Below are 13,115 nucleotides of genomic sequence, written 5' to 3' on the forward strand. Positions count from 1 at the left end.
TCGATCTCCTATACCCTGAACCAATCAATCGCCATATACGCGGCCGTTTCGCCGGACCGGATCGCGCCCTCCATGGTCGCGGGCAGGCCCGTCTGCGTCCAGTCGCCCGCCAGAAACAGATTGCGCGCACCTGTCCGGGCGCCGGGACGCCGGGCATCCTGTTCGGGCGTGGCGGAGAAGGTCGCCCGCTTTTCCTTCACGATCTGCCACGGCGGCATGGGCGCGGAAAAGCCATAGGCCCGCTGAATATCGTCCCAGAAGCGCCGGGCCAGCGCTTCGCGATCCATGTCCACCAGCGCGTCGGCGGCCGAAACCGTGACGGAAATGCGGTCGAAAAAGGCAAACAGCCATTGCGCCGTGCCGCCCAGGATGCCCAGCATTGACGGCGCATCCGCAGGCGGCGGAACCGCGAAATGCGCGTTGACGATGGCATGAAAGGCATCGGGCACGGTCAGTCCGGGCAACAGCACCGCCGCGACGGCCGGGGGAACGGCGAGTATGACGATCTCATCCTCCTGCACAGCTTCCGGTCCATGACCCCAGTCCAGCGCCGCGACCCGATCCCCCTCCATGCCGATAGCCCGCAGACGGCGGCCCAGCGTCACCTCCGCCCCCTGCGCGGCCAGCCAGTCCAGCGCCGGATCGATGAAGGCCGCCGCCAGACCGGGATGGGCAATGCGCGGCAGGCTCGCCCGCCCGCCGCGCAGCAGCGATTCCCGCAGGACGGCGGCGGTCAGCTTCGCCGAACCCTTTGCGGACGGCGTATTGAGGATAGCGAGCAGCACCGGATCGATCAGGCGGGACCACAGGATTCCCGTGGCGCCCATCCGGTCGCCGACACAGTCCCCCGTCGCGCCAAAGAGCAGCTTGGCGAGCGCCAGATAGTCCTTCACCCCCGTATCCGGCACGCGCCGGTTGCGGGACAATATCCACCAGGGCAGCGCACCGTCATTGATGCGGACCGTCCATCGCGCATCACGGGCAAGGTCGACGAAGCGGAAATCGGCATGGTCCGGCCCCGCCAGCGGCTCCCGGGCGCCGATCCTGTCGCGAAAGCGCCGCACCGCGTCATTGCCGGCCAGCACCAGATGATTGCCATTGTCGATGGTCAGCCCGATCTGCGGATCATGATAGGACCGGCAGCGCCCACCGGCCTGGCCGGCGGCCTCCATGACCCGCACGGCCACCCCCGCCTCCGCCAGCCGGACCGCGGCGGACAGACCCGCCAGACCCGCGCCGACGACAATCGCCCGGCCAGTCTTCACCCGGTCACCATCAATCGCGCGACCGTCAGAATCAGCCTCAGCTTGTTGGTGCGGATCCTTTTGCGGGGCGGCGCCCAGCCGGTGCGGATCATCCGTGTCAGCAGCCGGGCATAGGCGCTTTCCATCAGCCGGGGCGCGATCAGCAGCCCCTGCGGCCGGCTGGCCAGCAGCTTGCCCGCCTGATCGAAATGCCGCTCCGCCCGGGCAGCGAGCCAGCGGCCAGCCGCATTCATGCGCGGATCGGCCGCCACCTGTTGCGGCGTGACGGGCACGATCCCCGCCGCCGCCAGCGCCTCGGCAGGGACATAGACGCGGCCGATGGCGGCGTCCTCGTCTATGTCGCGCAGGATGTTGGTCAGTTGCAGTGCCCGGCCAAGATGGTGGGACAGGACCAGGCCCGGCTCCCGCTCCATGCCGAAGACCCGTACCGACAGGCGTCCCACGGCGGAGGCGACACGGTCGCAATAAAGGTCCAGTTCGGCTTCGCCAGGCCAGCATATGTTGCGATCCACATCCATCGCCATGCCGTCGATCACCGCTTCGAAATCGCAGCGGTCAAGGTCGAAGCGATCCACGGCGGACCGCAGGAAATCCGCCTGCCCCGCGTCGCGCCCGGCATAGAGTGCGTCGAGATCGTTGCGCCATCGGTCCAATTGCGCGGTCCGCGCCGCGCGATGGCCCTGCTGGTCGTCGGCAATGTCGTCGACGATCCGGCAGAAATCGTAAATGGCGAACATGGCATGCCGCTCGACGCGGGGCAGCACGCGCATCCCTGCATAGAAGGAACTGCGCGATGCGCCCGCTGCCACCGCCGCCTCGCTCACGCGGCCCGCCGGAAAAGCGCGGGAAGCGCGGCGCCCGTGGCAAGGAAGAGCGTTTCTATCCTGCCGTGATGCACCCGCTCGCTCAAGGGATCGCGCCTTTCCAGCCGGTAGGTCAGGCTGCGGGCGAGCCGGTGGATGACCGCCACCTCCGCCGCCAGCCGCCGGTCGCGGATCAGCGCCACGAACGCCGCCGACTGGTCGAGCAGGTCGCGGGTCCGCCGCGCCAGACCGGCGATGATGGCGTGCAACCCCTCGCTCGCCCGGTCGCCCCCCAGTTCAGCGACGTCCAGCCCGGTATCGAGGGGGATGTAGACCCGGTCGAGCGTCCGATAATCCTTGCCGCAATCCTGAAGATGATTGACGATCTGCAACGCTGCGCACAGCGCGTCATTGGCCGGCCAGAGGCGCCTGTCCTCACCATGCACGTCCAGCACGAAGCGCCCCACCGGCATGGCCGAATAGCGGCAATAGCCGATCAGATCGGCCCAGTCGGCATAACGCGCCACGGTCACGTCGCGCACGAAGGCGTCCAGCAGATCATGCGCGTGGACCGGATCGATGCCGCGTGCCGCCATCGCCTGCCGCAGCACCACGGCCTCCGCTGCGCCGTCACCGTCCAGCCCCCCGCGCATCCGGGCGAGCAGGGCCAGCTTTTCCTCCGTCGTGGCGGAAGGATGGTCGGCAATGTCGTCCGCCGCCCGTGCAAAACGATAGAAGGCCATGATCGGCGGTCGATATTCCGCCTTGATGAGCAGGCTGGCGACGGGGAAATTCTCGTCGCGATGTCCCTTCCCCGATACCAATGGGTCCGAGGCCAATGGGCCCGATGCCAGTTCCGCCGCGTCCCTCAACTCCCCGCTCCCGCTTGCGCCCGCCCCTTCCACATGCCCCCCCGACCGCGCGACTGCTGCCACGCCGATAGCAGGGTGCATCCGGCGTAAAAAGCCGCGATCACCGGCAAGGCCGCGCCCCAGAGCGGACTGCGGCGATAGAAGTGCAGCATGGGCTGGAAGGACAGGCTCATCGCCAGCCATGCCCCCAGCCCCGACCAGCGCGCCAGCCCCTGTCCGAACAGGGCCAGCAAGGGCGGCGCGACATAGATCAGCAGCATCCCCGCCAGCGTCGCCGCGAGCAGCCAGGGCGAATAGCGAAGCTGCGCATAGGCCGAACGCGAAATCATCGCCGCGATCGAGGCAAAGTCCCGATAGGGCCGAATGCTGACCGAACGATCGGTGAGGCCCAGCCAGACCGGCCCGTGCCGCTTGAGCAGCGCACCCAGCGTACAATCGTCGATCAGCGCGCCCCGGATCGCGCCGATTCCTCCCGCCTGCTCCAGCGCCGTCCGCCGCACGAGCATGCAACCGCCCGCCGCCGCGCCAAGACCGCCCGGCCGGTTCACCTGTCCGAAGGGATAGAGCATCTGGAAGAAAAAGACGAAGGCCGGCACCAGCATCCGTTCCGCCAGGGTTTCGCAGCGCAGCCGCGCCATCAGGCTGACCAGCGACAGGTTGTCAGCCTCCCCCCGCGCCACCAGCGTCCGCAATGTGTCCGGCGCATGGGCGATGTCGGCATCGGTCAACCACAGCCAGACCGGCACCGGACCGGCATGGGCGACGCCCTGATGCAGCGCCCAGAGCTTGCCGGTCCAGCCGTCGGGCAGAGACGCGCCGGTCAGCACCGTGACCTTTTCCGATCCCAGCGCACGGGCGATGGCGCCGGTGTCGTCGCTGCTGCCGTCATCGACCAAAAGGATGCGGAATCGGCCCGGATAATCCTGCGCGATCAGGCTGCCGACGGATCGGGCGATGACATCCGCCTCGTCGCGGGCGGGGACGATCGCCGTCGCATCGGGCCAGCACCGCGGCGATGACGGCAGGTGCCTGCCGTCCCGCTCCCGCGCCAGCCAGAAGCCGTCCCGGCCCAGCAGCAGGCCAAGCCATATCGCCAGCACCGCCATGCCAAGCCCCGGCGCGATCATCGGATCATTCCCGCTTGCCGGAACCAGTCGATGGCGTCGCCCATCGCCTCCTGCCAGGGCCGGGCGATATAGCCCAGCTCTTGCTCCGCCTTTTCCGAACTGAAGAACATCCGGTGTCGCGCCATGCGCAGCGAATCGAGTGTGAGGAAGGGATCGCGCTTGCCCGACAGCCGGGCCAGTCCCTCATTGACCCATGCCAGCGGCATCAGCGGCGCGCGCGGCAGGCGCAGGCGCGGCGGCCTGCGCCCCATGCGGACGGCGATTTCGGCCAGCATGTCTCCCAGCATCACATCCTGCCCGCCAAGGATATAGCGCTGTCCGACCGCGCCCTTTTCCAGCGCGAGGAGATGCCCTCTGGCGACATCGTCGACATGGACGAGGTTGAGGCCGGAATCGAGATAGGCGGGCATCCGGCCGTTCGCCGCCTCGACGATGATCCTGCCCGTGGGCGTCGGCCTGACATCGCGTGGGCCGATGGGGGTCGATGGCTGGACGATCATGGCGGGCAGCCCCTCCCGCGCGACCATCTGCTCGACCAGCCGTTCCGCCACCACCTTGCTGCGTTTATAGGCACCGATGGCTTCCGACGGGGCCGCCGCCGCCCGTTCGTCCACCGCACCGGCATCGGAGGGCTTCAGCGTGGCGACGCTGCTGGTATAGACGATCCGTTCCACGCCCGTCTTCAGCGCCGCGCGCATGACGCTTTGCGTGCCGGCCAGATTGTTGCGGACGATCTCCTCCGGGTCGGGAGCCCAAAGCCGGTAGTCGGCGGCGACGTGGAACAGCGTGCCGACGCCCCGCAGGGCGCTTTCCATGGCATCGCTATCGCGCACATCCCCCTCGACCAGTTCGCCGGGGAAATCCACGAGGTTCACGGGCGAACTGCTGGCCCGCACCAGACCACGCACCCTGCATCCACGGCCCGCAAGCGCCCGGGCGACCGCCGAGCCGACAAAGCCCGACACGCCGGTCACGAGAATCAGGCCGCTGGATTCAGACATTTCCGACCGAACATCCGCATGATTGCCTACAGTTCATGCTATTCCTATTCCCGCAAACGGAACTGGCAAGTATCTCCGGCATGTTTCCGAACGTTTTCACCGTGCCCGGTTCTGGAAGGAAGGCCATGCTGACCCTCATGCTGTCCGCCATCGGATGGGCGCTGCTGCTGCTGGCGGGGATCGGCATGCTCTACATGGCGGTCGCGACTTTCACGCTGAACCGATTTCTGGGCAAGCCCGAACAGCCGTCACCCGGCAATGAAGCTGTCACCATCCTCAAGCCCCTGCACGGATGGGAACCGCACCTCATCGACAATCTCGCCAGCTTCATCGAACAGGATCATGCGGTCGCGATTCAGTTGCTCTGTGGCGTGCAACGGCCCGACGATCCCGCTATCGAAACCGTGCGGATGCTCCAGACCCGCTATCCGGGCGCCCGCATCGACCTGATCGTGGATGAGACCTGCCATGGGTCGAACGGAAAAATATCGAACCTCATCAACATGATGCGCCATGCGGCCCATGACGTCCTGATCCTCAGCGACAGCGACATGGCGGTGGACCGCGACTATCTGTCCCGGCTGCTCGCCGCCCTGCGTCGACCGGGAACGGGCGCCGTCACCTGCCTTTATGGCGGGCGGGGCGACAATGGCGTCTGGTCGCGCCTCGCCGCTGCGGGGAGCAGCTATCAATTCCTGCCCAGCCTCATCTTTGCGAAAGTCCATGGCATGGCGTCGCCCTGCATGGGATCGACCATCGCCCTGCGGCGCGGGACGCTGGACGCGATGGGCGGCTTTGCCCGTTTCGCGGACATATTGGCGGACGATCATGCGATGGGGCAGGCCGTGGAGCGACTCGGCCTTTCCATAGCGATGCCGCCCATGCTGCTGACCCATGCGTTCACCGATGCCCGGCTGCGCGACCTGTGGCGGCATGAATTGCGCTGGGCGGCAACGGTGCGCGGCCTTGCCCCGGCGGGCCATGCGGCGTCGTTCATCGCCCTCCCCCTGCCGCTGGCGCTGGCGGCGCTGCCCTTCCATCCGAGTCCCGCCCTGGCGGCGCTGGCAGCGACTCTGATCGTGCGATTCTGCACGAAATGGGCCGTCGACCGTCACGCCAGGATCATTTCCGCGTCATTCTGGACCCTGCCGTTCCGCGATATGTTGAGTTTCGCGATTTTCATCGCCAGCTTCTTCGTCCGATCGGTTGATTGGCGTGGAACGGCGCTTAATATGGTGGGCGACGGGCGCGTCACGTCTTCTTCGGAGACTGCCAGAACATGATGTCCACGCTATTCCTGCAGGGCCCCTCTTTCGACGGGTATGACGGCGGCGCCGGCGCGCGTTATCAGATGAAGCGCGAGGTGAAGTCCTTCTGGTATCCGACATGGCTGGCCCAGCCCGCCGCGATGGTGGAGGGGTCGAAGCTGATCGACGCCCCCGCGCACGACCTGTCATGGGACGATATCGCGCATGAGGTGGACGGCAGGGATCTGGTGATCCTTCACACCTCCACCCCCAGCTTCAATCAGGACGTGCGCACCGCCGAACTGGTCAAGGCGCGCAACCCCAAAGCCTTGATCGGCATGATCGGCGCGAAGGTGGCGGTCGAGAGTGAAAAGGCGCTGAACGCCAGCGCGGCGATCGATTTCGTCTGCCGCAACGAATTCGACTTCACCATCGTGGATGTCGCCAACGGCATGCCGCTGCGCGAGGTGGAGGGGATTTCCTGGCGCGATTCCGACGGTTCGATCATCCACAACCGGGACCGCAAGATCGTGGAGGACATGGATTCGCTCCCGTTCGTCTCTCCGGTCTACAAGCGCGACCTGACCATCGAAAAATATTTCGGCGGCTATCTGAAACATCCCTATGTCAGCTTCTACACCGGCCGCGGGTGCAAGAGCCGTTGCACCTTCTGCCTGTGGCCGCAGACCGTGGGCGGCCACAATTACCGCACCCGCTCGATCCCGCATGTGATCGGCGAGGTGAAATATATCATGGAGAATATCCCCCAGACCAAGGAGATATTCTTCGACGATGACACGCTGACCGACAATGGTCCGCGCGTGGAGGAACTGGCGGTCGCGCTGGGCAAGCTGGGCTTTGGCAAACCGGGTTTCCCGATGAGCTGGAGCTGCAATGCCAAGGCGAACGTCCCGCGCAAGACGCTGGAAATATTGAAGGCCAATGGTCTCCGCCTGCTGCTGGTCGGCTATGAAAGCGGCAACCAGAAGATATTGCACAATATCAAAAAGGGTCTGCGCGTCGATGTCGCGCGGCAGTTCACGAAGGATTGCCACGAACTGGGCATCGTGATCCACGGCACCTTCATCCTCGGCCTTCCCGGCGAAACCGAGGATACGATCGAGGAAACGATCAACTACGCCAAGGAAATCGATCCGCACACGATCCAGGTCTCGCTGGCCGCGCCCTATCCGGGCACGTTCCTCTACAAGCAGGCGATCGACAATGGCTGGTTCGACGGCACGGATCACCTGCTGACCGATGGCGGCAACCAGATCGCGCAGTTGAGCTACGACCATCTGCCCGCGCCGCTGATCTTCGATAAGGTGGAGGAATTCTACCGGCGCTTCTATTTCCGCCCGTCCAAGATCGGATCGATCCTGTGGGAAATGATCCGCGACTGGGACATGATGAAGCGCCGCCTGCGCGAAGGCCTAGAATTTTTCGAATTTCTGCGCAAGCGCAAGGAAGCCGCCTGACGGTTCCCGTGAAACGGCTGATCGTCACCGCCGACGATTTCGGTGCTTCGCTGGAAGTCAACGAAGCGGTCGAACGGGCCCATCGGGACGGTATTTTAACTGCCGCCAGCCTGATGGTGGGCGGGGCCGCCATGGACGATGCCGTCGAACGGGCAAGGCGGCTGCCCTCGCTCGGTGTCGGATTGCACATCGTGCTGGTCGATGAACGGCCTGTGCTGCCGCCGGATCGGATTCCGGCTCTGGTCGATGCGCGCGGCGATTTTCGCACGGACATGGTGCGCGCGGCCGTGCGGATCTTCGCCTCTCCCGCCACGCGCCGCCAACTCACCGCAGAAGTGGAGGCGCAGTTCGCGGCTTTTGCGGCCACCGGCCTGCCGCTTGACCATGTGAACGCGCACAAGCATTTCCACCTGCACCCGACCATCGCGGCCACCCTCATCACAGTGGGCGGTGTCCATGCCATGCGGGCGGTCCGTGCGCCGGTTGAACCGGCTCCGATTCTGCGCGCGGTGGACGGCACGCGCGCAGCCTCCCCGATAGAGGATATATGGGCAAGGCGGGTCCGGCGGCGGATGCGGGACGCCGCCATTGTCACGCCGGATCAGGTCTTCGGCCTCGCATGGTCGGGAGCGATGATTGCACCGCGCCTCCATGGCCTGCTGGAGCATCTGCCCGACGGCCTCACGGAAATCTATGTTCACCCGGCGACCGGCCCCTATGCCGGATCGGCGCCGGGCTATCGTTATGCAGAGGAGCTGGCGGCGCTGACGGCCCCTCTTGCCAAACAGGCAGTAGCGCGCAATGGCATCATCCTCGGACGCTTTGCGGACTTTATCGAAGGAGAGCGCTCATGACCCTGGCCCGCTCCTGGGGCGATTATGACGAGACGGTCCCCCTCCCCACCGGCCGGGTGAAGCGCGGCAGTCCCGATCATCTATTGTTGATGAGCCGAACGCTGCTCGATACGCATGATCCCTATCGTCCGGCGCTCATCGACTGGCCCCAACTGGACGAGGAAACGCGCGATAAGATCGTCTCGCTGCCGATCTGGGACATCGCCGTCGCGACGGAAGGGCGCGCGGGCATGAACGTCAAGACCTTTGCGGAGGGCGTGCACGACCCGCTGCTCAAGGCAGCGGTCGAGATGAACGGGTTCGAGGAGGCGCGCCACAAGCTGGTCCTGTCCGACATGGTGCAGGCCTATGGCATCGAACTGGCGCCGGAGCCGGACTATAAACGGCCCGCCGATCCTGAATATGCCTTTATGCGCACCGGCTATTCGGAATGCATCGACAGCTTCTTCGGCTTCGGCCTGTTCAGGGTCGCGAAGGATTCAGGATTCTTCCCGCCGGAACTGGTGGATACGTTCGAACCCGTGATGCGGGAGGAAGGGCGGCATATCCTGTTCTTCGTCAACTGGGTCGCCTGGTGGCGGCGCAACATGCCGATCTGGCGGCGGCCCTGGTTCGAACTGAAGGTCATCGCCGTCTGGCTTTACCTGATCTGGGAACGGATCGACATGGCGAAGGGCATGGGCAAGGACAACAGCCGCGCGCAGGAGAATAATTTCACGCTCAACGGGTCGAAGGAACTGGGCGTGGAGATCAGCTTTCCCGAATTGGCGCGCATCTGTCTGGCGGAAAATGATCGACGATTGGCGCCCTATGATGCGCGCTTGATCCGCCCTCGCTTCGTGCCGGGCATGATCTGTTTCGTCCTGCGTTTCATGAAGCGACCGAAGGCGGGAGAGGTCGGCTGAAACGCTGGACCCGGATCGGCATATTGCTGGCGACCGTGGCGGGGCTTGCGGTCGCGGCATGGACGATCGGCGCGACCGGCCTCACGGATGTGCTGGCGACGGCGGCACGCATGGGGCTGACGGGTTTCTTGGCTTATTGCCTCTGGTCGCTGGGCGTTTTCTTCCTGTTGGGCGCGGCCTGGCTGGCGGCGGCCCCCGGCGAGACGGGCCGGTCCCTGCCCCTCTTCGCCTGGGCGCGCATGGTGCGGGAGGCGGTGTCCGACCTGCTGCCCTTTTCCCAATTGGGCGGCATCATCGTCAGCGCCCGGACGCTGACGGTCGCGGCGCTGCCGTCCAGTCGCGTCCATGGCTCGCTGGTCGTCGACATGACAACCGAGATGGCAAGCCAGCTTGTCTACACGCTGTTCGGCCTCGCGCTGATGGGTTCGCGGCTGATCGGCGACGGCGCGGCGGTCCATCTGCGCCCAGCCATTTTGGGCGGCACGCTGGTCATGGCCGCGATCATGCTGCTGTTCTTCACCATGCAACGGGCCGCGCTGGAATTTGCCACGCGCATGGCGGGCCGCTTCCTGCCCGGATCGACCGCCATGGTGGCTATGCGTTCGGAACTGGCGCGCATCTATGCACGGAAGGATCGCGTGGCGCTGGCCTTCGGCGCCAATCTGGCGGCCTGGCTGGCCAGCGGGACCGGCGCCTGGCTGGCGCTCGGCTGGATGGGTGTCACCGCCCCGCTGTGGGACATATTGGCGCTCGAAAGCCTGATCTTCACATTGCGCAGCGTCGCCTTCGTCATTCCCGGCGCGCTCGGGGTTCAGGAGGCTGCCTATGCCCTTGCCGGTCCGATCTTCGGCCTGCCGCCGGAAACCGCCCTGGCCCTGTCCCTCGCCAAGCGCGCCCGCGATCTGGCAATCGGGCTGCCGACGCTGCTCTTCTGGCAGGCCAATGAAATGCGCAACCTGGCGGGGCGAGGTGAAAAGGCCGGTTGAACGGGCGCCATAAACGGCGTTCCGACGATGCGAAAATATGGGCTATCGACCCCACCCATACCTCAGATGTAGCCATAGTATAAGGATCATAGGCGAGTCGTTATACCCCATAGGTATCAAACCTAACCCAAACAGTCTTTCCCAAGATGGAGGGCGACTCTTATTCTCCCCCGCAGGACAGCGGAGAGAGTTATATGGCAACCCCCATCACCATTGATGCAATCGAGACATTCATTCTCGATGTGCCGACCATCCGTCCGCATGTCCTGTCCGTCGCCACCATGCAATCGCAGGCGATGGTCATTGTCCGGCTGATCTGCTCGGACGGGATCGAGGGCATCGGCGAAGGCACGACCATCGGCGGCCTCAGCTATGGCGCAGAAAGCCCGGAAAGCATCCAGCTGACCATCGACCGCTATGCCGCGCCCATCCTGAAGGGCAGCGATCCGACCCGCCCGGCCCTGATCATGGCGGCGTTGCGCAAGCAGATCGCGGCCAACCATTTCGCCAAGAACGCCATTGAGACCGCCCTGCTGGACGCGCAGGGCAAGCGGTTGGGCGTGCCGGTCAGCGAGTTGCTGGGCGGTCGCCTGCGCGACAGGCTGCCGGTGCTGTGGACCCTCGCCAGCGGCGATACGGGGCGCGACATTGAAGAGGCCGAAGCGATGCTCGCCTCCCGCCGTCATAATGCCTTCAAGCTCAAGATCGGCAAGCGCCCTCTGGAAGACGATGTCGCGCATGTGGCGGCGATCAAGCGCGCCCTGGGCGACCGGGCGAGCGTGCGCGTCGACGTCAACCAGGCCTGGGGCGAAGCCACCGCCAAACGCGGCCTTGCCCTGCTGGCCGATGCCGGAGTCGATCTGGTTGAACAGCCGATCAAGGCGAGCCAACTGGCCGGCATGGCGCGGCTGACCGCGATGGGCAAGCTGGCGGTGATGGCGGACGAAGCGCTGTACGGTCCCGATACGGCCTTCGCTTATGCCTCGGCCAGCGCGGCGGACGTGTTCGCGGTCAAGATTGCCCAGGCGGGCGGGCTTGGCCCGGCCAAGGCGCTGGCCGGCATTGCCGAAGCGGCGGGCGTGGCGCTCTATGGCGGCACCATGCTGGAAGGCGGCGTGGGCACGGTTGCCTCGGCACAGCTGTTCGCGACCTTCAACGATCTGGCCTTCGGGACGGAGCTGTTCGGACCGCTGCTGCTGACCGAAGAAGTCCTCGCCCAACCGCTGGACTATTCCGATTACAGCCTGGCCGTGCCCACTGGCCCCGGCCTTGGCATCGCGCTCAACCCCGACGCGGTTGCGGCTCTTCGCCGGGATCGCGCCACCCCGACCACGGTCATTTTCCCCAAGCAAGCGAACGGATAAGCCGATGTTGTTTCATGTCACCATGGATATCAAGGTTCCGCTGGATTATGATCCCGTGCGGTTCGAAGGGTTGAAGGCGGCGGAGAAGGCCCGCTTTCAGGAATTGCAGCGCGCCGGCACCTGGCGCCACATCTGGCGCGTCGTCGGCCAGTACAGCAATGTCAGCATCTTCGATGTGGAAAGCAACGCGCAGCTCCACGACGTGCTGACGACGCTGCCGCTCTATCCTTTCATGGACGTGAAGGTGACCGCGCTTTGCCGCCATCCTTCCTCCATTCACGACGACGATCGCTGAAACCCTATCACTTGGAGAGGTATAATGACCGAAGATTTCGTGAATACTCAAGCGGTTCAGACCCTGCTCGATCGCGCCAGCGGCCTTGAAGCCGAGGGCGGCGACAAGCGGCTGAAGGCCATTACCCGCGATCTGGTCGAAGCGGCGATGAAGGTCATCGTTCGCTATGACGTGACCGAAAGCGAGTTCTGGGGCGCGATCAAATATTTCCAGGATGGCGGCGCCGAATTCGGTCTGATCGTCCCCGGCGTCGGCCTTGAACATTTCATGGACCTGTTCATGGACGCAAAGGACGCCGAGGCCGGCAAGTCGGGCGGCACCCCGCGCACCATCGAAGGGCCGCTCTATGTCGCCGGCGCTCCGCTGGTCGAGGGCGACGTCAACCTGACCGACGATGCCGACGACACCGGAACGCTCTATATGAGCGGCGTGATCAAGGGACCGGACGGCGAGCCGGTTCAGAATGCGATCGTGCATGTCTGGCACGCCAACAGCCAGGGCTGGTATTCGCATTTCGACCCGACCCGCGAACAGACCCCGTTCAACAACCGCCGCCGCATCAAGGTGGACAGCGACGGCCGCTACGCCTTTCATTCGAAGATGCCCAACGGTTACAGCGTGCCGCCGGGCGGCGCCGCCGATATACTGATGCAGGCGATCGGCCGTCACGGCAACCGCCCGGCCCATGTCCACTTCTTCGTCGAAGCCCCCGGCTATCGCACGCTGACGACGCAGATCAACTTCGGCGACGATCCTTTCGCGGCAGACGATTTTGCCTTTGCCACGCGGGAAGGCCTGCTGCCGGTCCCCAACCGCCAGGGCGACACCGCGACCATCGCCTTCGATTTCGAACTGCAAAAGGCGGACGCCGCCAGCGAAGAGGGCTTTTCGTCCCGCACGCGCGCCGCGGCTTAACAA

Annotated in this window: 13 protein-coding genes; 8 read left to right on the forward strand and 5 right to left on the reverse strand. The window is 65.3% G+C overall.

The features are described from left to right. Positions 1-8: 8 nt before the first annotated feature. From hpnE to hpnA, 5 genes are read right to left on the reverse strand one after another with little or no spacing between them, the layout of a single operon-like run. Positions 9-1,265, reverse strand: a complete 1,257-nt coding sequence (gene hpnE, locus F7P65_RS16900) for a hydroxysqualene dehydroxylase HpnE (protein WP_240334353.1) — start codon at positions 1,263-1,265, stop codon at positions 9-11. Continuing rightward, positions 1,262-2,089, reverse strand: coding sequence for a presqualene diphosphate synthase HpnD (gene hpnD, locus F7P65_RS22420; protein ID WP_275897564.1), 828 nt, complete (start codon positions 2,087-2,089; stop codon positions 1,262-1,264). Before hpnD ends, hpnE begins: the two co-directional genes overlap by 4 nt. After that, entirely contained in the window at positions 2,086-2,940 is an 855-nt protein-coding gene (hpnC, locus tag F7P65_RS16905) for a squalene synthase HpnC (protein ID WP_240334354.1), read from the reverse strand. The genes hpnD and hpnC overlap by 4 nt, the downstream gene beginning before the upstream one ends. Continuing rightward, the gene (locus F7P65_RS16910) at positions 2,937-4,067 is read right to left on the reverse strand and encodes a glycosyltransferase (RefSeq protein WP_150293737.1); all 1,131 of its coding nucleotides are present in this window, start codon (positions 4,065-4,067) and stop codon (positions 2,937-2,939) included. The genes hpnC and F7P65_RS16910 overlap by 4 nt, the downstream gene beginning before the upstream one ends. Beyond that, a complete protein-coding gene (gene hpnA / locus F7P65_RS16915; protein WP_150293739.1) occupies positions 4,064-5,068 on the reverse strand; it encodes a hopanoid-associated sugar epimerase in 1,005 nt (334 codons plus the stop codon). The genes F7P65_RS16910 and hpnA overlap by 4 nt, the downstream gene beginning before the upstream one ends. A gap of 125 nt (positions 5,069-5,193) precedes the next feature. On the opposite strand from hpnA, the gene hpnI reads away from it, so the two are divergent. From hpnI to F7P65_RS16955, 8 genes are all read left to right on the forward strand, one after another. Beyond that, positions 5,194-6,351, forward strand: a complete 1,158-nt coding sequence (hpnI, locus tag F7P65_RS16920; protein ID WP_150293741.1) for a bacteriohopanetetrol glucosamine biosynthesis glycosyltransferase HpnI — start codon at positions 5,194-5,196, stop codon at positions 6,349-6,351. Continuing rightward, positions 6,348-7,793, forward strand: a complete 1,446-nt coding sequence (gene hpnJ, locus F7P65_RS16925; RefSeq protein WP_150293743.1) for a hopanoid biosynthesis associated radical SAM protein HpnJ — start codon at positions 6,348-6,350, stop codon at positions 7,791-7,793. The genes hpnI and hpnJ overlap by 4 nt, the downstream gene beginning before the upstream one ends. 8 nt (positions 7,794-7,801) lie before the next feature. Continuing rightward, positions 7,802-8,647, forward strand: a complete 846-nt coding sequence (gene hpnK / locus F7P65_RS16930) for a hopanoid biosynthesis-associated protein HpnK (protein WP_150293745.1) — start codon at positions 7,802-7,804, stop codon at positions 8,645-8,647. After that, positions 8,644-9,552 carry a ferritin-like domain-containing protein gene (locus F7P65_RS16935; RefSeq protein ID WP_150293747.1) on the forward strand — a complete coding sequence of 303 codons (909 nt, stop codon included), beginning with the start codon at positions 8,644-8,646 and terminating at the stop codon, positions 9,550-9,552. Before hpnK ends, F7P65_RS16935 begins: the two co-directional genes overlap by 4 nt. 23 nt (positions 9,553-9,575) lie before the next feature. After that, a complete protein-coding gene (locus tag F7P65_RS16940) occupies positions 9,576-10,538 on the forward strand; it encodes a lysylphosphatidylglycerol synthase domain-containing protein (RefSeq protein WP_150293749.1) in 963 nt (320 codons plus the stop codon). A gap of 194 nt (positions 10,539-10,732) precedes the next feature. Next, a complete protein-coding gene (locus F7P65_RS16945; RefSeq protein WP_150293751.1) occupies positions 10,733-11,902 on the forward strand; it encodes a muconate/chloromuconate family cycloisomerase in 1,170 nt (389 codons plus the stop codon). A 4-nt stretch (positions 11,903-11,906) separates the two neighbouring features. Continuing rightward, entirely contained in the window at positions 11,907-12,197 is a 291-nt protein-coding gene (gene catC, locus F7P65_RS16950) for a muconolactone Delta-isomerase (protein WP_150293753.1), read from the forward strand. Between the two features lie 24 nt (positions 12,198-12,221). After that, complete coding sequence (locus F7P65_RS16955) at positions 12,222-13,112, forward strand: dioxygenase family protein (protein ID WP_150293755.1); 891 nt, start codon at positions 12,222-12,224, stop codon at positions 13,110-13,112. The last annotated feature ends 3 nt before the right edge of the window (positions 13,113-13,115 follow it).

It is taken from the genome of Sphingobium estronivorans, assembly GCF_008692605.1.
Lineage (GTDB): Bacteria > Pseudomonadota > Alphaproteobacteria > Sphingomonadales > Sphingomonadaceae > Sphingobium > Sphingobium estronivorans.